Genomic DNA, 24,892 nt, shown 5'->3' on the forward strand with positions numbered 1-24,892 from the left:
CTTGTTTTATGCTTTACGCAGTTTATTAACAATAGCTATCAGGAATCCCAGTGCGATGAATGCACCCGGAGCCAACACGAAAATCAGCGAGCCGAACTGTTCCGGCATGATTGTCAGGTTGAACAGTTTACCCGTCCCCAACAATTCGCGGATAGCTCCTAACAGTGTCAAGGCAATCGTAAAGCCGAGACCGATACCGATTCCGTCGAAAGCCGAGGCCACGACTCCGTTCTTGGCGGCAAAAGCTTCGGCGCGTCCCAACACGATACAGTTGACGACGATCAACGGGATGAACAATCCCAAACTTGCGTATAAGGCAGGAATAAATGCTTCCATGCACATTTGCACAACCGTTACGAAGGTGGCGATTACGACAATGTACCCGGGAATACGGACCATATCCGGGATTACATTTTTCAATGCTGATATGACCATGTTGGAACAGATCAACACGAACATGGTTGCAAGTCCCATACTCATACCATTCATCGCTGAAGAGGTCGTTCCCAATGTCGGACACATACCTAACAGCAATACGAATGTCGGGTTCTCTGTGATGATTCCGTTCATCAATATTTTCAGATTACTCATTGTCGTTTCCTCCCTCTTTAGTTGTGTTATCGGATGATGTGGTTGCTCCGGTCAATCCGTCGGCACCGGAAAAAGCACTGTAGGCGCGGTTCACAGCGTTCAGGAATGCACGGCTGGTAATGGTCGAAGCTGTTATGGCATCGACATCTCCACCGTCTTTGGTTACTTTCAGTTCGCCATCAGACAAATTGCGTCCCAAAACGCTCTGGCGATTTTTGTCCGTACGGAACCATTCTTGCATTTTAGCCCCTAATCCGGGTGTTTCGGCATGTTGCAAGACTGAATAGTTCAGCAGTTTGCCTTCGGTGTCAAAACCGACAATCACGCGGATCTCACCGCCGAACCCTTTCATTGTGTTGCTCTCCACTGCGGCACCGACGAATTTGCCGTCTTGTTTTGCCGGGTAGATTTTCAGCGAGTCGCCATCGGCTGTAACTGCCATATAGGCTTCTTCTGTCGGTTTGTTGTCGAATGCCGGAGTGACCGCTTTGATCGCTGCTTCCAGCGCTGCTGCTTTGGTGGCGGCAATCGGACCGGTGGTGTACATATTCACACCTGCTAATATTGCTCCGGCCACTACACAGATGATCGTGAGTGAAAGGAACATATTGGGTAATGTTGATTTTAGTTTTGCCATGCTTATTTCCCTCCGAAATGTTTAGGTTTCATATAACTGTTGATGAGCGGAGTAACTCCATTCATGATGAAGATGGCAAATGACATACCTTCGGGATAAGAACCGAACAGACGGATAACCGTTGTCAGGATACCAATGCCGACACCGTAGACAATCATACCGCTCTTGCTCATCGGCGAAGTCACATAGTCGGTCGCCATGAAGATAGCTCCCAACATCAGACCTCCGGACAACAGATGGACGAACGGGCTTGCGTATTGAACCGGATTCACCAGGTGCATGATACCTGTAAAGACAAATACCGTGACGAAGATGGATACCGGAACGTGCCAGGTGATGATCTTCTTCCATAACATATAGAACATACCTAACAGCAGTGCCAGTGCGCTGACTTCACCAAGGCTACCGCCCATGTTACCGATCAGCATGTCGCTGAGTGTAGGCATTTTGTCGAGTGCACCCTCGTTCATCAGAGAGAGGACGGTTGCCCCTGTTGTTGCATCGGCATAAGATGTCAACTGTCCGACAACGGGCCAGGTGGTCATCTGTGCCGGGAAAGAGATCAGCAGGAAGATACGTCCTGTCAGTGCCGGGTTGAAAATATTGTTGCCCAGGCCACCGAACGACATCTTACCGATACCGATGGCTGCCAGCGCACCGATGGCGATGATCCAGATCGGCAGGTTTGACGGCAGGTTGAATGCCAGCAAAACACCAGTCAGGATGGCCGAACCGTCGTAAATGGTCGGTTCCTTTTTCATCAGGAACTTCTGAATCAGATATTCGAACAGGACACAGAAGAAAACCGAGGCTACGGTTACGATCAGCGCACCCAGTCCGAAAAAGTAGAGTGATACCAGGAAAGCCGGAACAAGGGCAATCAGTACACCGTACATATTTTTGCTTATGCTGTCGCCGCCATGAATGTGGGGCGAGGGAGACACGTATAATTTGTTTTCCATATTGCTCTTGTTTTATGACTTTCTTGCACGAATAATACCCATAACTTTGCCTTTGCCCAACCGGATCTGATCCAACAGCGGGCGGTTGGCTGGACAAGTATAGCTACAGGAACCGCATTCTATACAGTCCTGAATATAGTTGGCCTCGGCTTTTTCCCAGTCTTTGTAGACGGTGAACTTCATGAGGAAGGCTGGGTTCAATCCCATCGGGCAGACGTTCACGCACTTGGCGCAACGGATACAGTCCTGCATCGGTTTGCGGACAGATTCTTCCTTGGTCAGGAGCAATACGCCGGAACTGCCTTTGGTTACCGGAACTTCGGCGCTTACCAACGCTTTGCCCATCATCGGACCGCCACCGATAATCTTACCCGTGTTTTCGGGAATACCACCGGCTGCTTCGATCAGCGTGTTGATAGGCGTACCCATACGGACCAGGAAGTTCGACGGATTGGCAACGGCTTTTCCTGTTACGGTCACGACGCGCTCAAACAGAGGTTTGTTCTTCTGGACGGCTTCGTAGACGGCGTAGGCGGTTCCTACGTTCTGCACGACGGCTCCGGCCGAGATAGGCAGGGCGCCGCTCTTTACCTGGCGACGGATCACGGCGTCGATCAGCTGCTTTTCACCTCCTTGCGGATATTGCACTTTCAGCGGCATGATCTCGATTCCGGGATAAGCGGCTGCCAGCTTCGTCAGGTGGGCGATTGCATCGGGTTTATTGTTTTCGATGCCGATAACGGCTTTGTTTACATTTACGGCTTTCATCAGCAATGTGACGCCCACCAATATCTGTTCGCCTTTTTCCATCATCAGGGAATGGTCGGAGGTCAAATAAGGTTCACATTCTACGGCATTGATGATGATGATTTCTGCCTTGCTTCCGGGAGGCGGCATCAGTTTCACCTGTGTCGGGAAGGTGGCTCCCCCCAGACCTACGATACCGGCTGCTGCAATCTTGTCGACGATCTCTTTGGATGACAACGTACAATCTTTTACCAATGCATCGCTGCGGTCGATCGTTTCTTCCCATTCGTCTCCTTCCACATCGATGTAGATGGCGGGACGCTTGTAGCCGCTTGAGTCGAGGGCGTTATCTATTTTGTTTACTTTACCGGATACTGACGAGTGGATATTGGCGGAAACGAAACCACCTGCCTTGGCGACAAGTGTTCCGACTTTAACCAGATCACCCTTCTTGACCACTGCCTGGGCCGGAGCCCCGATGTGCTGACTGAGCGGTATGATTACCTGCTTAGGAGCAGCTAAAGCGGTAATTTTCTTACCGGCAGACAATTTATTTTCGGGCGGATGTATACCTCCGATTCGAAATGTCCTTAGCATACTATTAGATTTTATTTTTGAATTGTTTCTTCTTTTGTTTCAATTTTAGGAGTTTCTGCATTTGGCGTAGCGTTTGCTGTTGGAGCTTCTGCCTTCGGAGACTCTTTCTTCGGGACTTCAGTCTTTGGCGCATCAGCCTTCGGTGCAGCCGGTTTCGGAGCTGTTGCCGGTTTTATTTTGTCGGCGTCCACAGCCGGAGCTGCCTCTTTACGTGGCGGGAAGTTCAATTCGTGGATGGCGCCGGTCGGACATACGGCTACGCACTTGCGGCATAAGCGACATTTTGTGTAATCGATGTAGGCCACGTTGTTTTCTACTGTAATTGCTTCGAACGGGCATTCCTTTGCACATTTGCCACAGCCGATACAAGCGTTGGCGCATGCTTTCTTGGCTACTCCGCCTTTGTCTTTGTTTACGCAGCTGACGAAGACGCGGCGTGATTTGGGGCCCTTCTTACGCAGTTCGATGATGTTTTTCGGGCAAGCTTTTACGCAAGCTCCGCATGAAGTACATTTGTCTTCGTCCACTTCCGGAAGCCCGGTCTCAAGGTTGATGTGGATGGCGTCGAAGTTACATGCAGCCACACAGTCGCCATAACCTAAGCAACCGAATGAACAGCCGGTCTCTCCGCCGTACAAGGTGGAAGCAATCGCACAACTCTGCACACCGTCGTATTGGTTGGTACGCGGACGGGCGGCACACGTTCCGTTGCAGCGGACAACGGCTACCATCGGTTCTGCACTGGCTGCTTCTTTTCCGAGGATGGTGGCTACTTTGCCCATTACAGGTGCTCCGCCTACGGGGCATAACAGGCCGTCCAACGTGTCGGCTTTTACACAAGCCGTAGCAAAACCACCGCATCCGGGATATCCACAACCTCCGCAATTGGCTCCAGGCAATACCTCCTGGACTTGTGCGATACGAGGATCTTCGTATACTTCAAACTTCTTGGAGGCGGCGTATAGAAAAACTGCGCCGATGGCTCCAATCGCTCCTAATGAAATAACGGCAATTAAAATCATGATATGTTTGTCAATTAAGTTTTTTCAAAGTAAATATGAATCGCTTTTTCAGTTTGTCGCGTAAAAAGTATAATATGCAATAATAAGGAACTAAGAGCAGTAATCCGGTTAACCCGCTTGTGGTTTCTTCCCATTGCATACTTGTACCTGTTACAATAGCCGCAAAAACTATGATGAGCGGAAATACAAATGCAAGAAGTACGGCCTGCAGCCCCAGTGAACTTTGTCCGCATAACTGGACTTCTTCATTTATATGGAATTTTCCAGAGTTGTCCGGAACCTCGATGATCTTTTCTTTGCTCTCGGATGCCGTACACATACTTTTCGCATGGCATCCGGAGCAAGCCGATTGTTGGATGATCCTGACATAGACCGTACCGCCGTCGATCTTCTCTATAATCCCATTGTGATTGATACTTTCGCTCATATTTGTAATCTCGACATTGCAAAACCGAGGCAAAAGTACGTATTATTTGGAAATTATGTCACGATTAACAAAGTTTATTATGGAAATAATAGACTTTGTCTTACCATTTGTAATTAAACCCGAAGCTTAACAGCTCGTTGATCTGAAGATAGCTGTCGAAATCTTCGTTTTTGGCAACACCATCGTCATAGCGAAGGTGAAGATTGATCCGGGTTGAAAAGAACCGGCTGATCTGCAAGTTGAACGTGTTCTCAAACTCTCCGGTAATACGATGATAATCCGTGAAATAATAGAAACGAGATGTCCAACTGACATTTCGGTTGATATTGAATGTCATGTTTGCTTCGAGTTTCGAACCAATTTGGCTTTGGGAGTTCCTGTATTTGTTAACATCGTCAGGAAGTTCGGCGGCATTGTCTTTCTCTTTAAAACCATGTCGTTTCAAATCCATATCTGTCCCCTTTTGGGTACTGTACATATAGTTATAAGAGAATGGAGCCATGTTGACATTCAATTTTATGTTTCGGTGTCTCACCTTTGTAAGGGTTTTGGTTAGTTCGTATTTCATACCGATACCGGTATTGAAGGTCATAGGCGCGAGAAATGCCGATAATTTGGTTTCGCTGTTTTGGGCGTAGTTGGTTACTACTTGTGTGTTGAAACTGATGTCGACTGTGTAGTACCACTTGTTAAATGCTTTGTAACCGAACAGCGTATGGAGACGAAGTATCTGGTCGTTTATCTTATACGAATGTATAGAGTCTGTTTTGTCCGGCAAAGTATTCATGTTCAGTTTGAATTCAAGTTCGTTTGTTACCTGTACTTTGTCTTTATTGTAATCATATTTGAAATATTGCCGGGTATTCATATTGAAGTTCGGATCGCCACCTGCACTCCAGTTCGGTGAAATGTAATTTTGCGAAAACTGCATGGTGCTTTCGAAGTTGGAAGTCCAATAACGGCGTTCCGGGATAAACTTGACCGGAGCGTCCACGTCGCTGAAAGCGTTCGGGTCGTTTTCTATTTTGATTAGTTCGGGTTCGTATGTCGCTTTCTTGATAACATGCGTTTTAACGACATCTGTCGGCAGGTCACGTTCCGAATAACGGAAATATTCCGGATAGTTTACACGTACATAATTATATGCGGTATTCTGCAACTTGTTCTTTAGTATTTCGTCTTGGAACAAAGTCGTATCCGGTTCGAACAATGGGAAGTTGGGACGTTGTTTTGCAATAAAGTCCTTGTCATACAATTGCAGGTCTTCCGGGATAAGTCCTCCCTTGAACAGGATCGGGGTGAACAGCGGATTGACGATTGTAGTATCCCGTAAGGTTGCCCACGGGCTGATGATGGTAGACGGGTCGCGTACCCAATTTACCCAATATTGTGCTTCCGGCGATAATTCTATCTCGTCTTTTTTTAAAAAGCGAAGCAAGTTCTCACTCGGTGCGGCGGGTGATGAGTAGCTGCTATTGAGTTTTTCGAACTGTGCCCTGAGGTCGGGGATTTTATCCAGTTCCGTTTCATCCAAGTCTAATAAAGGAAATGTATCGGGAACAGCGGTCTGAACCGGTTGATTCGACTGATTCCCGCTAATTATGTTGACATCCTGTGCTCCTACCTGATTACTACTGAATAACAATACAATAAATAACGCTAAAACAGACATCTTTATCATCGTCGTATCTTTTTACATTCATTTAAAATATTGGTGCGAAATTAATGAAAAGTTCTGAGATAGACTAATTTATTTTCGGCGTTGTCGGGAACATATTCGTGCGTTTTTGTACGTAAGATGTACGGAAACGGACAATACGTTTAAAAGCCTGGTGTGTATGTGGTTGTAAATAAGTGAATTCCTGATTTGACATGATCTTTGCCTTATCTTTAGTGGTTCATAAAAAAGATATGATATATGTTTAAACACTATGTAAAAGTCGCACTCCGGCTAATTAAGCGGAGCTTTTTGTTTTCGTCTGTTAATATGCTAGGGTTTGTGTTGGGGATGACGGCAGCTTTCCTGATTTATCTCTGGATTGTGGATGAGTTGACATTCTAGCTTTCCGGTTATCGCCGGCGATCCCGACCGGAAACCTGGATTCCGTCAACGGCAATGAAGTGATGAACCTGTTGATGGAACTGAATCGTGAAGGAATGACCGTCGTGATGGTTACCCACTCTGAGGAAAATGCTCGGATGGCGGGTAGGCTGATCCGTATGATAGATGGCAATATTTTGACAGAAAGCAGAAAATGAAAATCCACTTTTGTGCTTACCCGAAAAAGTTGTACCTTTGTTCCCTCGAAAATCAAACGGAATATGGATAGAATCCGATTAAAAGACAAAGAATTTGAACTCTTTATCCCGGAAGAGGAGATAAAGGATGCAATTGCAAAAGTCGCAGAACGTATCCGGGAGGATGTAAAAGGCACGAATCCGTTGTTTGTGGGAATCCTGAATGGAGCTTTTATGTTTACTGCCGAGTTGATGCGTCAGTTGAACGAACCGTATGAGATCACCTTTGCTCGTTATTCTTCTTATAAAGGGACCAGTACGACCGGTGTCGTGCGTGAAATCATGCCGGTGCAGGCCGATGTGAAAGGGCGGACTTTGATCATGATAGAGGATATTATAGATACCGGATTTACGATGCAATATGTTATGGATAAACTCCGTAAGGATGGTGCTGCCGATGTCAAACTGGCGACCATGTTGTTTAAGCCGGATTCATTGAGATGCAATTTGAAACCCGATTATATCGGCATTCGGATTCCGAGTGATTTTATTGTCGGTTACGGCCTGGATTATGATGAAATGGGGCGGGCTTACCGAAATATATATAAGATAATTGACAATTGATAATTATCAATATATAAAGGAGTGGAGAATTTATCAGATTAATGTATAATAAGAGGCGATGGATGGTTGGATAGTTGGCAGGTAATTGTCAATTGTCAATTATCAATTGTCAATTTAAAAAGTTTACTTTTTATGTTGAACATTGTTATTTTTGGTGCTCCCGGTTCAGGAAAGGGAACACAGAGCGAATTGATTATTAAAGAATATGGTTTGGATCATATCTCTACAGGTGATGTTTTGCGTTCTGAAATGAAGAACGAGACAGAGCTGGGTAAGATTGCTAAAGATTACATTGAAAAAGGACAACTGGTTCCGGATGAACTGATCGTTGACATGCTGGCTAAGGTTTTGGACAGCAAGGTGAACTCCAAAGGCGTCATCTTCGATGGTTTCCCCCGTACTATCCCGCAGGCTAAGGCACTGAAAGAAATGTTGAACAAACGTGGAACCGATGTTTCCGTTATGCTGAACCTTCAGGTAGAAGAAGAAGAACTGATCAACCGCCTGTTGGAACGTGGTAAGGTTTCAGGCCGTTCGGATGACAATCTGGAAACAATCAAGTCAAGATTGGACGTTTATCACAAACAGACAGCTCCTTTGGCAGATTATTATATCGGTGAAGGCAAACATGTCGCCATCAAAGGTATGGGTACAATCGAAGAGATTTTCGGTCGTATCAAGGATGCTGTAAATAATTTGTAATGGATTTATGAATGAGGTTTATGATTGATGATTTGTGATTTATATCTTTTGTCGCTATGAATCATAAATCATAAAACATAAATCATAAATTAAAAATTAAAAGTGGCTGAATCAAACTTTGTGGATTATGTAAAGATCTATTGCCGTTCTGGTAAGGGCGGGAGAGGGTCTTCTCACTTTCGCCGCGAGAAATACATTCCGAAAGGAGGTCCCGACGGAGGCGATGGAGGACGAGGAGGCCATGTGTATCTTCGTGGAAACCGGAATTATTGGACGCTTCTCCATCTGAAGTATGAACGTCATATTATGGCGACGAATGGTGAAGGTGGCGGAGCCAAACGTAGTTTCGGGAAAGACGGTGAGGATCGTGTGATAGAGGTTCCTTGCGGAACAGTCGTTTATGATGCCGAAACGGGCGAGTTTATCTGTGACGTGACCGAAGACGGTCAGAAGGTAATGTTGTTGAAAGGCGGACGCGGAGGATTGGGTAACTGCCACTTCAAGACGTCGACCAACCAGGCTCCCCGCTATGCGCAACCCGGCGAACCGGCACAGGAGCGTATGGTGATCCTGCAATTGAAGCTGTTGGCTGATGTCGGTCTGGTCGGTTTCCCGAATGCCGGAAAGTCGACATTGCTGTCTGTCGTTTCAGCTGCCAAACCGAAGATTGCCAATTATCCGTTTACTACGCTCGAACCGAACTTGGGTATAGTAAGCTATCGCGACAACCGTTCATTCGTCATGGCCGATATCCCTGGCATTATCGAGGGAGCCAGTGAAGGTAAAGGTTTGGGGTTAAGGTTCCTGCGTCATATCGAACGTAATTCGTTGCTTTTGTTTATGGTTCCTGCCGATGCGGATGATATCAAGAAGGAATACGAAATCCTTTTAGGCGAACTGGTCAAGTATAATCCGGATTTGCAGGATAAAAGCCGTGTCCTGGCTATCACCAAGAGCGATATGCTGGATGAAGAGTTGATTGAGGCATTGTCCGAAGATCTGCCGGAAGGCGTTCCCTATGTCTTTATCTCCTCCGTTACCGGAATGGGGATCACCGAGCTGAAAGACTTGCTGTGGAAGGAACTGAACAAGGAAACGTTCCACGAGGTAGAGCGTATTGTACATAAGAACATCGATGTAGGCGCACTTTCGCTAGATGATGACGATTTTATCATTCCTCTTGATGAAGATGATCCCGACGACGATGAAGAGTATGAAGAATATGAAGATTGGGACGACGAAGAAGATGAAGATACTTCCAAATGATAAAGTGAAGATGTTGCAATTTCCCGTATTAAGCGAGGATTGCAACATCTCTCATTTTGTGACAACCCGTCAGGGAGGAGTGAGCAAAGGTGCGTATGCATCCTTTAACCCTGGCGAATACAGTGGGGACAATCCGGAAGCTGTCCGAGCGAACCGGAAACTTCTTTCGGATGCAATCAGGATACCATCCGAACGTATCTTCGCGCCTTTTCAGGTTCATGGGGCGGAGGTCCGTTCGATCGAACCTTCTTTTCTTTCCCTTCCATTGGAAGAACAGCAGCTTTATATGCATGGTGTAGATGCCTTGGTGACGGATGTGCCGGAAGTTTGCATCGCTGTCTCGACAGCCGATTGTGTCCCTGTCTTGCTGTATGCTCCCGATGTGAAGGCTGTAGCTGCCGTTCATGCCGGTTGGCGGGGAACTGTATTGCGGATTGCCGGGAAAACTGTTCGCATCCTCATGGATGAATATGGAGCCGATCCTCGTCTCATGAAAGCCGGCATTGCTCCTTCCATCGGTCCCGAAGCCTTCGAAGTTGGCGAAGAGGTCGTCGACGCCTTTCGGGAGGCCGGTTTTGAAATGTCGTGTATCTTGAAGCGCGATGCCGATACCGGAAAAGCCCATATCGATTTGTGGGAGGCCAACCGTCTGCAATTATTGACAGAAGGCCTTTCGGCCGGAAATATCGAACTAGCCGGAATCTGTACCTACGCCCATCCCGACGAGTTTTTCTCCGCCCGTCGTCTGGGAATCAAAAGCGGGCGTATCCTGTCCGGTATTTTCTTGCGTGGTTCCTCCCTGTTTATACAATAAAGGATTACTCCAAAATGGATGCTTTTCATCAGATTTTAGTTGATCATCATATGTCATCATAATGTCTTTTATTGGTTTTTATATAGAGTAGAGGTGATAACACATTTTTTATGGAAAAATAGATGTTTCAGGAGGATATGCAAATAGAAAAATAGTTTTTTGTAAAGAATTGTGTTTATCTTTGTAGTAAATTGAGCGGTGTATAATATATATGGTCCTTTTGCTTATTAAATAAAAAAGTTATGAGACGAACAGATGTAGTAGAACAAATCAGGAAGGTCGTGCAAGAAGTTACTTAAATATGATATCCTAACGCAGACTCATAACGGCGTAAAAAGTATGCTTGGCTTACATTTTGTATCTACAGGAAAGTTGCCGATTAAAATAGGTAAGATATTTGGAACGTTGTTTGAAAAGAAGCATAGTGGAGACTATGATGATTTTGCGTACTGCGACGAAGAATTAGTGAATGAGTTATATCCTCAAACTGAAATATACATTATTACAATTGAAAAATTAATCCTTTCTGACTAAATAGGTTTATTTTTTGTGGTTTTTATAAGTGAAATTCTATGACAAATATTTCAATTTCAGAAGAAATAGCCACGGCCTGTCCGGATTTGCATGTTTTGGTTCTGTCTTGTGATGTTTGCAATTCTGAACCGGACGAAAGGCTTTGGCAGGAGATAGCGGACGAAGAAAAGGCTGTCCGGGAAACAGTCAAGCTGGAACAAATCAACAAATGGCTCCCTATACAGGCTACTCGCCAGGCTTATAAGCGTTTGGGAAAAGATCCGAATCGTTATCGTCCTTCTTCTGAAGCCTTGCGGAGGCGCATTCTCCGTGAATTACCCCTTTATAAGGTCGATACGCTGGTCGATCTCATCAATTTGGTTTCTATCCGTAGCGGATATTCCATCGGAGGCTTCGATGCGGATAAAATTGCCGGTGGCAGTCTGGTGTTGGGAGTCGGCAGGGAAGGTGAAATTTATCATGGAATCGGGCGTGGAGAATTGAATATTGCAGGTCTGCCCGTTTACCGGGATGCAGTCGGTGGGGTAGGAACTCCGACGAGTGATGAGGAACGGACAAAAATAGGACTGGATACGACTCACTTGTTAATGATTATAAATGGTTATTCAGGATTGGAGGGGTTGGAGGCGGCAGGAAAGTATGCCGTGGGCTTATTAAGCAAATATGTTTCAGCTATAAACATGGAGGCGGAACTTGTCACAGCCAAAGATCGGACGAAAATAGCGCTATAATTCTGTTATAATAGTGTTAATTATGCTTTCAAAACATAAAAAGCACCTGTCTTTATGCTAAAAAACATCTATATCCTTTTGTTTTAATCGATTAATCTATAAATTTGCTCCCGTTAACGATTAACAAAACAAAAAGAAACATGATCGAATTGATTGGAACAAACGCCGGCCTTGTTTGGAACGCATTGAATGAAGGCGGTAAGATGAGTGTTAAGGCAGTAAAGAAGGCTACTAAGATTAAAGCGGAAAAAGATATGTATGCTGCTTTTGGTTGGTTAGCGAAAGAAGGCAAATTGGCTTTCGAAAACATCGAGGGTGAATTGTACGTTGCGTTAGTATAAATATAGCGTAGCTGAATCTATTGGAAGGAGGGCTGTTCGGATTTTAGTTTGAACGGCCTTTTGTGTGTCCGAACGTTTTCTGTCAAAAAAACAAACCGATTCGTTGTTTTATTCAATTCTATCCTTTACTTTTGTGTAGAATTTGGTGTGAAATGACCGAAGATCATAAAAGATTGTTGGCTGTATTTGATGTTAGGGTTCGTGATTTGATGGAGTTTTGCGATAGGCAAAAGGAGAAAATCAACGAGCTTGAAAGTTCTTTAGCACAGAAAGAAGGAGAACTTCAGCAGGCAATGAAGACGATCGAAGAGTTGAATGCCAAATGCGATAACATGCTGACTGCACGGGTTGTTTCTGTCAACGAGGGAGAAATGAAAAGTGCCAGGATGAGGTTATCGAAGTTAGTGCGGGAAGTAGACAAGTGCATTGCACTATTAAACGAATAGAGGCGATGGACGATAAATTTCTTATACATGTAGAGATAGCCGGTAAAAGTTATGGTATCAGGATCAACCGGAGCGAGGAGCAGGTAGCCCGTGAGGCAGTCCGGCAAATCAGGAAGAAAATGGACCAGTACCGGAAGAAATATTCCGACGTGGATGTAAAAGATTTGTTAGCCATGGTAACCTTTCAGCTATCGGTGGAAAACTTGAAGTTGGAGGATAAGAATGACACAAGTCCCTTTACTGAAAAGATACAGGAGCTGACCGATGAACTGGAAAGTTTCCTGAAGGATAAATAGTTGTAAGAATAAAGAAGATGCGTTTCCGCACTACTTTGCATGGGTGTATCCATGTAAGGCAGTGCTTTTTTTGTATAATAATATAACTGAATTTAAACTATAAGTAAAATGGGTATGACTATAATCATAGCACTTGTGACCTTCGTTGTCGGAGGCTTGCTCGTGTGGTTTGTGATGAGAGTCCTTATGAAGTCAAGGTATGACGCTGTGATACGCGAGGCTGAAAAGGAGTCGGAAGTAATGAAGCAGAAGAAGCTGCTCGAAGTAAAAGAGAAGTTCCTTCATTTGAAAGCGGACCTGGAGAAACAGGTGTCCGCCCGTAATTCAAAGATACAGTCTGTAGAGGCTAAGTTGAAACAACGTGAGTTGAATTTGAACCAACGTCAGGAAGACCTGCAACGCAAGAATAGCGAAGTGGATGCCGTGAAGGAGAATCTGGCGGCCCAACTGGAACTGGTAGATAAGAAGAAGCAGGATTTGGAGAAACTTCACCAGCGTGAAATCGAACATCTGGAAACTCTGTCCGGGCTTTCTGCCGAAGAGGCGAAGGAGCGTCTGATCGAATCCTTGAAAGACGAAGCCAAGTCAGAAGCTACTTCCTACATCAATGAAATCATGGAAGAGGCAAAGATGACAGCCAACAAGGAAGCGAAGAAAATCGTTATCCAGTCCATCCAGCGTGTAGCAACCGAAACGGCAATCGAGAATTCGATTACAGTCTTCCATATCGAATCAGACGAGATCAAAGGCCGTATCATCGGTCGTGAAGGGCGTAACATTCGGGCGTTGGAAGCAGCAACCGGTATTGAGATCGTGGTTGACGATACGCCTGAAGCAATCGTGTTGTCCGGTTTTGATCCGGTCCGTCGTGAAATAGCCCGTCTGGCTTTGCACCAGTTGGTACAGGACGGACGTATCCACCCGGCACGTATCGAGGAAGTGGTAACGAAAGTGAGAAAGCAAGTTGAAGACGAAGTGGTGGAAACCGGTAAGCGTACCGTTATCGATCTCGGTGTACATGGTTTGCATCCTGAACTGATCCGTATGATCGGTAAGATGAAATATCGTTCTTCTTATGGCCAGAACCTGTTGCAGCACGCACGCGAAACGGCGAACTTATGTGCTGTGATGGCATCTGAACTGGGGTTGAACCCGAAAAAGGCAAAACGTGCCGGACTGTTGCACGATATAGGAAAAGTGCCTGATGACGAACCGGAATTGCCGCACGCAATCTTAGGCATGAAGCTTTGCGAGAAATATAAAGAGAAACCTGATATCTGCAATGCCGTAGGCGCTCACCATGACGAAGTGGAAATGCAAACGCTGCTTGCTCCGATCGTACAGGTTTGTGATGCTATTTCGGGTGCGCGTCCGGGAGCTCGCCGTGAGATCGTCGAGGCTTACATCAAGCGTCTGAATGATCTGGAACAGTTGGCTCTTTCTTATCCGGGTGTAGTGAAGACATACGCTATCCAGGCTGGTCGTGAGCTCCGCGTAATTGTCGGGGCTGACAAGATCGATGATAAGGATACCGAAAACCTGTCAACCGAAATTGCAAAGAGGATCCAGGACGAAATGACCTATCCGGGTCAGGTGAAGATCACGGTGATCCGTGAGACTCGTGCGGTAAGCTATGCTAAGTAGATCGATCATCATTGAATAAGTTTATGGAAGGCCGGGCTGAATAAAGTCCGGCTTTTTTTATTTTTCCGCCAATAATCAGGGGGAGGCTTCACCTTTGTATGCACTGGTTGGGTTATAAGATTGTTGATGGGTGAATGCAAATAGTAAAAGTGCCTTCACCTGTTACGGTTGTCTTCATCTGCGGGTTAGTCGGGTATGGAAGGTACACTATAGAGTGGCAGTCGCTATACTTTTATTGTTAAACTATAAAACCATAGAGCTTTTGGCCTAAGTCGAAAACCTTTTCGCCCTTGGTGAAAAAGGCTTTTGACAATGGGCAAAAAGGCTTTCGACTTAGGTCGAAAATGAAAAGAGATATAAGGTAAATATTAAATGTTAGTATATTAGGATATTAATATCATTCACAATCTCTTTATTATTCGCTTAAATATGTCGCTTTGTATAAGAGGCCGGATCTGGTGTGTCTGGGCGAGACAAGGTGAAAGTAAATTTTTAAGGTGAAGGCAAGCGTCAGGACTGCCTTCACCCTCTCATATGATAATAGTCAAAGGGTTTCAGGGAATGGTGAAGCCCAATCGGATGCTTGCAAAAAAAGCGGTTGCCGATCTCTGGCAACCGCTTTTTTAGTTTGTTATGTGAAACCGGATTGCTTATTTATAGCTGTAGCCCGCTTTCTTCTGTGCGCTGTTGGCTTTGGCTCCGGGGATCAAAGTGAAGCCCCATTTGTATTCCCGGTCTGCCGGTAAAGTATATTCCGGTTCCGGACGTGAATACCAACTGTCGTAGCCGGCCAATCCTTGCTGTTTCAGGTCTACGCATACTTCAACGAAGTTACGCGGCGCGATGTCGTTGATATGCGTCTGGCGAGGTTTGTCATACGGTCCGATTTCCGGACGGTTGGCAATCTCTTCCGGTGTGAAGTTGTTCCACTGGTACGGGCGGTCGGTTGCCTTGCCAGCGTCGAAGTCTTCGACGGAGTTACGCATTGCGTTGAATTCCATCTCGTCGTCTGCAACGATCAACAGGTTCTTGCCTTTACCGCCTAATGAAATCCAGCGGGTATCGCAGTGGTGGCCGTTTTCCTGCGGACGGACGTATGGGAAATACTGTTCTTCAGCCGTGCTCTTGTACTGTCCGATCATGTAACCGGCTTTGCGGTCCCAATAGTTTTCCAGCGGACCGCGGCCGAAGTATTCCAGTTGGTCCATCGTTGCCGGCAGACGGAAACGTACGCCGATACGCGGAACGACCATCTTGTCGCGTTCGCTGACATTGGCGCGGCCCGGTGAGAAGGTCGCGGTGGCGGTCGCTTCGGAAATACCGATCTTCACACCGTCCAAATGGGCAGGCGTGAAGTGGGTGGCCACGTTCATGATACCGTCAGGATAGATCTTGTATGTCACCAGGAACTGGTTGCCGGCCGGCAGTTTATAGTCGACTTTTACGATGGCATTACCATCGATGATCTCGCCTGTCGCGCTTGTCACATTGAAGTTACGGCTTGAGAGTTCCCATATCTCAAGACGTTTCGGGTTGCCGCTTCCGTAGTCGTTATCGTTCGGGGCGCGCCAGAAGTTCGGCTGGATACCGAAGCCTTCGTTGAAGTATTCCGTGCCGCCTACTTTATAGGAAGCCACGACGCCGGCTTTCTTGTCGAATACGAAGTTCACTTTGGAAGAAGTCACCTTCAGGTCGTTTCCTTCTTCAGATACGGTCAGCTTGGGGCCTGCGGCCTTGTAAACGGTCTTGTCGGCTGTTACCGGCAAAACAAACTGATCCTGTGCGATGTCGTATCCGGCAGGGATCACGCCATCCTGTTTGGTCGTAGTCACGACAAAGTTCACCAAATAATCGACGCCGGCCTGCGGTTTCAAGCCTTCTACCGGGACTGTGATTTCCTGGGATGCCTGTGGCGCCAGGTCGAGAGACATCTTGTTGCCTTTGATGATTTTGTTGTTTGCCTTGATCGTATAGCTGATCATGTAATCTTTCAGGCTCGTGAAATAGAAACGGTTTGTCACTTTGAATATGCCTTTCGCCACATCTACAGCTTCGAAACCGACATTCTGGTGTGCATATTTCACTTCTTCCATAGCCGGATGCGGAGTGCGGTCCGGGCTCACGATACCGTTGCAAAGGAAATTGCCGTCACTCGGCATGTCTTTGCCGAAGTCGCCGCCGTAAGCATAATATTCTTTTCCGTTTGCATCCTTGGCAAGCAGACCTTGGTCAACCCAGTCCCAAATGTAGCCGCCCTGGAGGTTCGGGTATTTGTAGATCGCTTTCCACTGGTCCCAAAGGTTACCGGTCGAGTTACCCATCGCGTGGGCATATTCGGACGGTGCAACCGGACGGTCGCTACCTTCCTTACCTATCTCTTCCAACCATTTTGCACTTGGATACTGCGGGACATACATGTCGGAGTTCCATTCCCACTGTGCACGTTCGTAGTTGACCGGACGGCCCATCATGGTCTTTTCCTTGTCCTTTACATATAAATAGGTCTGGTAGAAGTTGTAACCGTTTCCGGCTTCGTTACCTAATGACCAGATCGTTACGGACGGATGATTTTTGTTGCGTTCGTACATGTTGACTGTACGGTCCATATGTGGTTTCAGCCATTCCGGGTTGTTTCCCAACGTACCGCCTTTGCGCAGGTTGTAGTACATGCCGTGCGATTCGATATTGGCTTCGTCGTAAACATACAATCCGTATTCGTCACAAAGCTCGTAGAACCTGCGGTCTTGCGGGTAATGGCACAGGCGGACGGAGTTCAGATTGTTCCGTTTCATCAGTTCGAAATCCTTGCGCATCAGTTCTTCTGTCACGTAATGTCCGGTCTGCGAGTTGTGTTCGTGGATATTGACACCTTTGAACTTGATCGGCTGTCCGTTGAACAGCAGGACGGTGTATGGTTTGCCGTTGCCGGCGATCTGGTCGATCTCTTTGATTTCGATGCGGCGGAAACCGACGTTTTGCGGGATCACTTCCGTCACCTTGCCATCTTCCTTGATCGTCATCAACAGCTTGTAAAGGTTCGGATGTTCCGCGTTCCACGTTTCCACATTATCCAGTGTCTTTTCGAACGAAGTCGTTGTAATCGTGTTCGGGCTTACCCACAACTTGTTTTCTGCCGTAGCAGCCACATTGCCTTTTGCATCTAATAATTCGTATGTCACGTCGATGTTCTTGACCTTGTCAGAATGGTTCTTGATGTCTATTGCCAAGCTGAAGATACCGTTTTTGTAAGTGTCGTCGAGCGTGGAGACAATACGGTAATCATTGACAGCGATCTTGGGTTGTGACCATAGATAGACATCGCGTTCGATACCGCTTAGGCGCCAGAAGTCCTGGCATTCCAGATAGGAACCTGTGCTCCAGCGGAAGATTTTCAGCGTCAGCACGTTTTTGCCTGGTTGCAGGTATTTGTTGATCAGGAATTCGGCCGGATTCTTGGAATCTTCGCTGTAGCCGACTTCCTTGCCGTTTACGTAAACATATAAGCCCGATTTGGCTCCGGCGATGTGTAGATATATGTCACGTCCGTCCCAACCGGCAGGAACCTCGAAGTCGCGCCGGTAAACACCTACCGGGTTTGCTTCCGGCAACAGTGGAGGTTGCGGGTTACGTGGTTTGAACTCATATCCGTGATTCGTGTAGATGGCAGTACCGTGTCCCTGTACCTCCCAGTTTCCCGGAACGGTGATGTCGTCCCAATCGGAAGTGCTGACAGAAGGATCTGTGATGTTGGCAGGAAGGTCTTTGTATGAATCTACGAAATAGAATTTCCATGTGCCGTTCAGCAATGAGTAGAAAGGACTTTTTTCATATCGGGAAGATAGAGCTGTGGCACGGTCTTCATAACTCATGAAAGAGGAGCGGGGAGCCTCTTTATTAACGGCAACGACTTGGATGTCCTGCCAGTAAGGCTTCGCAGGCTGGTTCGTCGCATCGTCAGCCAATGCAGTCCCCAGAAGGAAGCAACTCAATGCTCCTGTGAGCATCGTTTTTTTGATCATGTGTTTCATATGCATTTTTAATTTAGATTAGACTTAGTCTGTTGAAAAGTGAAAGTTGAAAGTGAAAGAGAGTATATCTTTGACTTTCATCTTTCAACTTTCAACTTTTTTATCTTGCTGCGTAGAAAGAATAACCTTCGGCTACCTGTTTGAAAGCAAGTACGCCTGCCTGGTTCAGTTCTACATTCATTTCTTTGCCGTCGGGAAGGTACATGACAACTTCGTCGTCACCTGTGAACTTCAGCAGTTTGGTCGATTCGCCGTTTGCTTCTACGCTCCAACTCTTGTCTGCTTCATTGAAAACCAGATCGACCGCTTTTTCTTCTCCTTCTTTCTGGATGTGGTAGCCGTCTTTTTGGGTTTCGATGGCATACGTGCCGTCTTTGGTTTCGATTGTTTTTACCGTACCGGCATCTGCAACAGGGTTGCTTCCGCTCCAGAATTCAATCGAGTTTAAAACCAATATGTCGGCTAATGCAGAGATTTCATAAACCGGAACAATCCAGAATGCAACGAATACTAACTCGTTTACAAACTTGCTGTCGATATTTCTGTTCCAATCCAACAGCTTATTTGACAACCCAAATGATCCAATGCATGATGAGAATAATACACTGCTGGCAAGCGTTGCTGCCACTAATAAAGTTAGACTTTTTTTCTTCATGAATATTTAGTATTTGTAGTTAATTTGGGGACGAAGATAACAATTTATACGATAATTGTCATTAATAACAGGACTATAATTATTTATTGGTTACTCTTTATGAATTTCTTTTTGAACTTGAAACTTTTTATGAAACAAAGAGGCTTCTAAAATTCATTTAAATGATTTTAGAAGCCTCTTTTTATTTTAATAGAGAGTATCGGTTGTTAGTAACCTGGATTCTGATCTGTTGCCAGTAGAGGGTTCAAGTCGATTGCTGTTTGGGGAATAGGTCTCAGCGACATCCGGCTATCCCATTTCATCGTGATGACTTTTTCGCCATCCGGTGTGGAGATAGGAACATTGTTCATCTGCGCACTCCAATAAGCATCGCCATAACGGCTTAGGTCGTCGCTGCGCAAACCTTCACCAGCCAGTTCGATGCGACGTTCGTTTTTGATCAAAGCCAATCCATCTTCCTTGCCGAGGCTTGTCGGTACGTTTGGCATACCGCAACGATCACGAAGCTGATTCAAGGCAGCCTGTGTCTGTCCGTCGAAACCTGTTGTCTGGGTATGAGCTTCAGCAAAGATCAGCAGTACTTCGGCATAACGGATACAGGGATAATCGCCGGTTGCTTGTCCGTCATTATTCGCATCATTTTCCAACGGTGACATTTTGCGGAAGTTGAAACCAGTCTTGGATTCATTATTCCCGTTTTTGATCCATTCATAGATGAAGTTTGTACCGTAGTTTGTCTCATACCAACCTTTGAAGGGGAATAGGATGGAGGCATATAAACGGCTATCACGATTGCGGAATTCCTGCATGTACTCGTAATCTTTCAGTTTTCCACTGTTGATAAGGCCGGATGCAAAAGAAATAAATTTGGCTTCTCCTGCAGGAGCTTTATATTCGTCCAAATCCCCTTTGATAACTTTATAAGCATTCATACGCTTTTCGATACTGGGAATGGACGGTGTTTTGCCGTCTACTGTCCAGTAAGCGTCGACCAGATTTTGTGTCGGAGTCACAGAAGACCAACCTCCTAATTGATTCGGACGGATGCTTGTGTATCGTGTCATATCTTGGTAGTCCCAACTGGAAGCGGTATATTGACGAGTCATTACATATTCCGGATTGTCTGGGTTCCCGTTTTCCGTATGCCATAAAGATTCGTAGCTGAACATGCCTTTCATAAATTTGTCACGGTCGATACCGTATTTGTCAAAATCTATGTATAATTCCATTTCTTCAGCTTCTTTCTTTTGTGCTTCGGTCAATTCACTGACTTGGAATAATGAAAAACCTCCTTTATCCATGATTTCTTTGGCTGCTGCTTCTGCTGTCGGATAGTCGCCGAAATAAAGGGCTGCTCTTGCTTTTACGGCTAAAGCTGCATATTTGGTCATACGTCCTTTTTCGTTCGGATAACTACCTGCATATTTTTCCGGAAGGATAGCTGCTGCTTCAGTTAGTTCGTTGAGAATAAATTCACGGATTTTGCTTGTTTCGTCGCGAGGAATGTTGGGAGCATCGTATGACAATACATCGGTGATCAAAGGAACTTTACCAAATGTTGTTGTCAAGTTCAGATAAGTCCATGCACGCATAGCTCGGACTTCCGCTTTGAACCGTGTTTTCAGATCTTCATCCATCGGAACATTCTCTATTTCCTGCAAGAAAATGTTTTGTTTGCGGACTGTTTCGAAGTTATAGCCTTCGTCATATAGAGCACTGAGGCCGTTTTGCTGATAAATAGCTCCGTTCGATTCCCATGAATATTGGCAGTATGCATCGTTCGTATACGAATCGCTGTGAACAGCTGCGCCGGGAATGCTTGCTGAGTAAACAGCGTTCAGATTATACCATGCATCTTTTTCTGATGTCCAGAATGTTTCTGTTGCAATGCTGGAAGTCGGTTCGACATCCAGGTCACAACTGCAAACTGTTGTTCCCAGAGCTAGGCAGAAGAACGTATGTTTGAATATATTATTAACTGTTTTCATTTTGCTTTTTGTTAGAATGTTAAGTTTACACCAAGTGAAATAGAAGAAGTTCCGCGGGTGTCTGTTCCACGTCCGGACGGTGTTTCCGGATCAAAGTCTTCCATGCGGTGATCTGCACGGATTGTAAATGGATTTTCAGCCGATACGTAAAGTTTCAAAGCATCGACACCTAAATGCTGAATTTGGTGTTTATTGAAATTATATCCGAATGTGATATTTTTGATACGGAAATAATCAGAATCGAACAACCAGAAATCGGAGAACTTATTGTTGAAAGTAGAGTGTGCACTTGTACGCGGATAGATACGAGGATAAGCTGCATTTGGGTCGGGGTTATCAACGGTCCAGCGTTTCAGGTGAAATTCACGTGGACTGGCATTATCAGAGAAAGCCCAAGCCTGTTCCTGATAGAAACGAACCATTGTTCCAGTCACACCTTGTCCGAACATACTTAATTCGAAACCTTTGTAACGTAAGTTTAGATTAACGCCGTATGTAATATCGGGAACGTCACAAGCCAGATAGTCTCTGTCCTTATCGGTCAGTTTTCCGTCGCCATCCAAGTCTACATATTTAATGTCTCCGGCCTGTGGGGTAATGCCGTCTGTTATGTAGTTGCCATTGTCGATGTCTTCCTGTGTCAATAAACCGTCTGAGCGGAAACCGTAGAATGTGCCGATAGCATAACCCACTTTCTTAATCCAAGGGTCTTCGATCATCGGATCGTTTGCTCCTAAATCTTTTACCTTATTCCAGTTTTTAGACAGATTAAAACCAACCGTATAAGAGAAATCTCCAATGGATTTGTTGTGAGATATGTTGAATTCCAGACCTTTGTTACTTACTTTACCGATATTTTGCGAAACCTTATAGTCACTATTGATACCGACTTCTGCTGGACTCGGATAAGATAGTAGGATATCTTTGGTTTGTTTGTCGTAGAATTCACCAGTGAAACTGAAAAGTCCGTTTAGAATATCGAAATCAACCCCGACATTGGTAATCGTTACGGTTTCCCAACCTAATCCAGGATTAGCTGGCTTTCCTTCTCGAATACCGCTGACGATCGTATTTTCGAAGTTATAATTTCCACCCTGTACATAGGTCGCAAAATAATCATATTGTCCTACGTTATTGATATTACCTAACTGTCCCCAGGAAGCACGCAATTTCAAATTATCGATCCAACTGGCATCTTGCATGAAACTTTCCTGATTAATACGCCATCCGGCAGAGAACGAAGGAAAGAAACCCCAGCGGTTGTCTTTGTGGAAACGGGAAGAAGCATCTGCGCGAAAGTTGGCTTCCAACAGATACCTGTCTTTGTACGAGTAGTTCAAACGGGCAAAGTAAGACATTAATTTATCTTCGTAAACATCACCTTCCGTGCTCATGTCGCTGGGTGCGCTCGAACCTCCATTAATACCCGTCATACCGTTGGTTGGGAAATTGCGGCGCCATGATTTTTGTTGTTGGTATTTGTAATGTTCGTATGAGACACCTCCTAATGCACTTATATTATGGTTTTCGTTGCTCCAATTATAATTGGCCAAACCATTGTAGGTCAAACGACTATTTTCGTTCCAGTCATATGTCATCTTGGAAGCGGTCACATCCGTACCGTTCAATTCTGAGCCGGTTACGAAATCTTTGATTTTATTTCTATTGGCTTCGTATGTTTTACCTTTATAGTCATATGCCTTATAGATCATTTGTCCGGTCAGTGTCAATCCTTTAACTGGTTTAATATCGAGGGCGAGGTCGATCAATGTATTTTGTGATTTGTTGTTGTTCCATCCCCCTTCTTCCAAGCGACGTAGTGGATTACGTTGCATATTTACCAGCGCTGCAGGATTTCCCCCTTCGTAACTACCCCATTCTCCATTGCTTTGACGAGCTACATATGTAGACGGAACGGTTAGAAGTTCTGTATATCCAATACCTCCGCTTTCTGTATTGTTTGTGTTTTGGATATATTTGAAGTTTGAACGCCAAGACAACCATGAGGTTATATCGGATGAGAGGTTGGTGGTCATATTATATCGGTTGGCGGAAGCCTCGGGGGTAAATTTGTCATCATACATATACCCTAATGAGGTGAAATATTTGACTTTGTTTCCTCCGCTTACGCTAACGGAATGCTTTGTCATGACTGCTAAATCGTCCAGCACTAAATCATACCAGTTTGTATTCGGATACATATCTGGGTTACTTCCGTTACGGAACATTTCGATCTCTTCATCCGAATATGGCATCTCTGCATTCGGATTTTCATTGAATGCCGCTTCATTGCTCAAACGAGCATACCATTCCGAACTTAAAACTTTTGGAGTGTATGTTGCGATCTTCATGGATACTGTTCCATCATAGGTCACTTTTACATCACCTTCCTTACCGTCTTTGGTCTTGACTAAGACAACACCGTAAGCAGCACGAGAACCATAAATTGCAGAAGAAGCGGCATCCTTCAGAAAAGAAACGCTTTCGATGGAATTCGGGTCCAAATTGGAGAAGAATGTAGCATCTGCTATTGCTCCGTCAATGACAAACAAAGGGGAAGAAGTCCCCAAGTTTCCGCGACCACGCATGTTGATGGAGATGGAACCTTGACGGTTGATAATGGTTACTCCCGGTACCTGCCCTTGAACGGAAGCCAACACGTCCGTATTGACACGCTCTTTCAGCTCTTCGGAGCCGACAGATGCAACGGCACCGGTGAGGTTTACTTTCTTTTGGGTACCATAGCCGATCACGACTACTTCATCCAATTTTTGGGTGTCTTCTTTCAGACTGACTTTGATCGTTTGTTCTCCATTGTATTTGATCTCTTGGGTCAAATAACCAATAAATGAGATAACGATTACATCTCCCTTTTTTACTTCCAGGACAAAATTACCGTTCATGTCGGTAACAGTACCGTTTGTAGTGCCTTTTACAACTACCGAAGCTCCTGCTACAGGGCCGAACTCGTCTTCAACGACACCTTTCAAACTTGCTTGCTGCTGAGAAATGCCAACTTTGGGAGTCGTAGTTTCGTTGGCGGCAAATATCACCCCTGATGAACAAAGGGCTACAGACAACAGCAAAAAACTGACTGGTCTTGCGATTTTCAACATACTAATTGTTTTTTGTTTAATAATAGTTAGATATAATAGGCTTTAAGAGGATCTGTTTTCTTCTACAGCTCACACTTACTTGCTTATTTTTAGTAATTAGGGTCAAAGTTTATGCTTGCACATGCGTAGTTCTTGTAGGACTATGACTTATTGTAAGAAATATAAAGCTGTATAGGCAAAAAGGAGGATTTTTTGTATGAAGTTCTTGTAGGACTATGATTAAGTTATACGAATTTGTACCAAAACATCAGAATTACCAGTCTGTTTCTTGTAGAAAACCTTGGGAGTAAACCTGATTTTCCTAGTAATTAATCTGTTGATGTTAGTAAGTTATGTGGTCTATGATTATCAACCGGAAAGTATACAATCTTCAGCTAATAGACAGATTACTTTAATATGTGGAAATATTTATCCCATCATGCTATTTATCAGTTATTTATAACCAAAGTAATATATATAGCGGGAAGCAGACGATTACATAGCAAA

General features: G+C 45.2%; 22 protein-coding genes and 1 pseudogene. 12 read left to right on the forward strand and 11 right to left on the reverse strand.

Going from position 1 to position 24,892, the window contains the following annotated elements; genetic code table 11:
* Window positions 1–6 precede the first annotated feature (6 nt).
* From NQ542_RS00875 to NQ542_RS00905, 7 genes are all read right to left on the reverse strand, one after another.
* Window positions 7–591: an RnfABCDGE type electron transport complex subunit E gene (locus NQ542_RS00875; RefSeq protein ID WP_005641296.1), complete on the reverse strand. Its 585-nt coding sequence runs from the start codon at window positions 589–591 to the stop codon at window positions 7–9.
* The gene (locus NQ542_RS00880) at window positions 584–1,228 is read right to left on the reverse strand and encodes an RnfABCDGE type electron transport complex subunit G (protein ID WP_005641295.1); all 645 of its coding nucleotides are present in this window, start codon (window positions 1,226–1,228) and stop codon (window positions 584–586) included. The genes NQ542_RS00875 and NQ542_RS00880 overlap by 8 nt, the downstream gene beginning before the upstream one ends.
* Before the next feature lie 2 nt (window positions 1,229–1,230).
* On the reverse strand, window positions 1,231–2,190 hold the full coding sequence (locus tag NQ542_RS00885; protein WP_005641293.1) for an RnfABCDGE type electron transport complex subunit D: 960 nt from the start codon (window positions 2,188–2,190) through the stop codon (window positions 1,231–1,233).
* 12 nt (window positions 2,191–2,202) lie between these two features.
* Window positions 2,203–3,534 (reverse strand): electron transport complex subunit RsxC, encoded by a 1,332-nt coding sequence (gene rsxC / locus NQ542_RS00890; RefSeq protein WP_005641291.1) that lies wholly within the window; start codon window positions 3,532–3,534, stop codon window positions 2,203–2,205.
* A gap of 11 nt (window positions 3,535–3,545) precedes the next feature.
* Window positions 3,546–4,556, reverse strand: a complete 1,011-nt coding sequence (locus NQ542_RS00895) for a Fe-S cluster domain-containing protein (protein WP_005641288.1) — start codon at window positions 4,554–4,556, stop codon at window positions 3,546–3,548.
* 10 nt (window positions 4,557–4,566) lie between these two features.
* Window positions 4,567–4,983, reverse strand: coding sequence for a SoxR reducing system RseC family protein (locus NQ542_RS00900; RefSeq protein ID WP_005641284.1), 417 nt, complete (start codon window positions 4,981–4,983; stop codon window positions 4,567–4,569).
* 100 nt (window positions 4,984–5,083) lie between these two features.
* Window positions 5,084–6,664 carry a DUF3078 domain-containing protein gene (locus tag NQ542_RS00905; RefSeq protein ID WP_005641280.1) on the reverse strand — a complete coding sequence of 527 codons (1,581 nt, stop codon included), beginning with the start codon at window positions 6,662–6,664 and terminating at the stop codon, window positions 5,084–5,086.
* A 237-nt stretch (window positions 6,665–6,901) separates the two neighbouring features.
* Here NQ542_RS00905 and NQ542_RS00910 point away from each other — a divergent pair, with 237 nt between their 5' ends.
* From NQ542_RS00910 to rny, 12 genes and pseudogenes are all read left to right on the forward strand, one after another.
* Window positions 6,902–7,045, forward strand: a complete 144-nt coding sequence (locus NQ542_RS00910; protein ID WP_005641276.1) for a hypothetical protein — start codon at window positions 6,902–6,904, stop codon at window positions 7,043–7,045.
* Window positions 7,046–7,068: 23 nt separating this feature from the next.
* A pseudogene (locus NQ542_RS00915) lies at window positions 7,069–7,242 on the forward strand (ABC transporter ATP-binding protein); the annotation flags it as partial.
* A gap of 63 nt (window positions 7,243–7,305) precedes the next feature.
* The gene (hpt, locus tag NQ542_RS00920) at window positions 7,306–7,845 is read left to right on the forward strand and encodes a hypoxanthine phosphoribosyltransferase (RefSeq protein WP_005641272.1); all 540 of its coding nucleotides are present in this window, start codon (window positions 7,306–7,308) and stop codon (window positions 7,843–7,845) included.
* Between the two features lie 132 nt (window positions 7,846–7,977).
* Window positions 7,978–8,547, forward strand: a complete 570-nt coding sequence (locus NQ542_RS00925; protein ID WP_005641269.1) for an adenylate kinase — start codon at window positions 7,978–7,980, stop codon at window positions 8,545–8,547.
* 102 nt (window positions 8,548–8,649) lie between these two features.
* On the forward strand, window positions 8,650–9,813 hold the full coding sequence (gene obgE, locus NQ542_RS00930) for a GTPase ObgE (RefSeq protein ID WP_005641267.1): 1,164 nt from the start codon (window positions 8,650–8,652) through the stop codon (window positions 9,811–9,813).
* Entirely contained in the window at window positions 9,761–10,627 is an 867-nt protein-coding gene (pgeF, locus tag NQ542_RS00935; RefSeq protein WP_005641265.1) for a peptidoglycan editing factor PgeF, read from the forward strand. Before obgE ends, pgeF begins: the two co-directional genes overlap by 53 nt.
* Before the next feature lie 339 nt (window positions 10,628–10,966).
* Window positions 10,967–11,161 carry an antitoxin gene (locus tag NQ542_RS00940; RefSeq protein WP_005641263.1) on the forward strand — a complete coding sequence of 65 codons (195 nt, stop codon included), beginning with the start codon at window positions 10,967–10,969 and terminating at the stop codon, window positions 11,159–11,161.
* Between the two features lie 38 nt (window positions 11,162–11,199).
* On the forward strand, window positions 11,200–11,892 hold the full coding sequence (locus NQ542_RS00945) for a B3/B4 domain-containing protein (RefSeq protein ID WP_005641261.1): 693 nt from the start codon (window positions 11,200–11,202) through the stop codon (window positions 11,890–11,892).
* A gap of 140 nt (window positions 11,893–12,032) precedes the next feature.
* A complete protein-coding gene (locus tag NQ542_RS00950; protein WP_005641259.1) occupies window positions 12,033–12,233 on the forward strand; it encodes a winged helix-turn-helix domain-containing protein in 201 nt (66 codons plus the stop codon).
* Window positions 12,234–12,385: 152 nt separating this feature from the next.
* Window positions 12,386–12,679 (forward strand): hypothetical protein, encoded by a 294-nt coding sequence (locus tag NQ542_RS00955; protein WP_005641257.1) that lies wholly within the window; start codon window positions 12,386–12,388, stop codon window positions 12,677–12,679.
* Between the two features lie 5 nt (window positions 12,680–12,684).
* Window positions 12,685–12,975 (forward strand): cell division protein ZapA, encoded by a 291-nt coding sequence (locus NQ542_RS00960; protein ID WP_005641256.1) that lies wholly within the window; start codon window positions 12,685–12,687, stop codon window positions 12,973–12,975.
* Window positions 12,976–13,083: 108 nt separating this feature from the next.
* Window positions 13,084–14,619: a ribonuclease Y gene (rny, locus tag NQ542_RS00965; protein WP_005641254.1), complete on the forward strand. Its 1,536-nt coding sequence runs from the start codon at window positions 13,084–13,086 to the stop codon at window positions 14,617–14,619.
* A 650-nt stretch (window positions 14,620–15,269) separates the two neighbouring features.
* On the opposite strand, the gene NQ542_RS00970 is transcribed toward rny, so the two are convergent.
* From NQ542_RS00970 to NQ542_RS00985, 4 genes are all read right to left on the reverse strand, one after another.
* The gene (locus tag NQ542_RS00970) at window positions 15,270–18,647 is read right to left on the reverse strand and encodes a glycoside hydrolase family 2 TIM barrel-domain containing protein (protein ID WP_039850223.1); all 3,378 of its coding nucleotides are present in this window, start codon (window positions 18,645–18,647) and stop codon (window positions 15,270–15,272) included.
* A 100-nt stretch (window positions 18,648–18,747) separates the two neighbouring features.
* Window positions 18,748–19,302, reverse strand: coding sequence for a DUF3332 domain-containing protein (locus tag NQ542_RS00975; protein ID WP_005641250.1), 555 nt, complete (start codon window positions 19,300–19,302; stop codon window positions 18,748–18,750).
* A gap of 206 nt (window positions 19,303–19,508) precedes the next feature.
* On the reverse strand, window positions 19,509–21,290 hold the full coding sequence (locus tag NQ542_RS00980; protein ID WP_005641247.1) for a RagB/SusD family nutrient uptake outer membrane protein: 1,782 nt from the start codon (window positions 21,288–21,290) through the stop codon (window positions 19,509–19,511).
* Window positions 21,291–21,301: 11 nt separating this feature from the next.
* Window positions 21,302–24,406: a SusC/RagA family TonB-linked outer membrane protein gene (locus tag NQ542_RS00985; RefSeq protein WP_005641245.1), complete on the reverse strand. Its 3,105-nt coding sequence runs from the start codon at window positions 24,404–24,406 to the stop codon at window positions 21,302–21,304.
* Window positions 24,407–24,892: the final 486 nt, after the last annotated feature.

The sequence above is a fragment of the Parabacteroides merdae ATCC 43184 genome (assembly GCF_025151215.1).
GTDB classification, from domain to species: domain Bacteria; phylum Bacteroidota; class Bacteroidia; order Bacteroidales; family Tannerellaceae; genus Parabacteroides; species Parabacteroides merdae.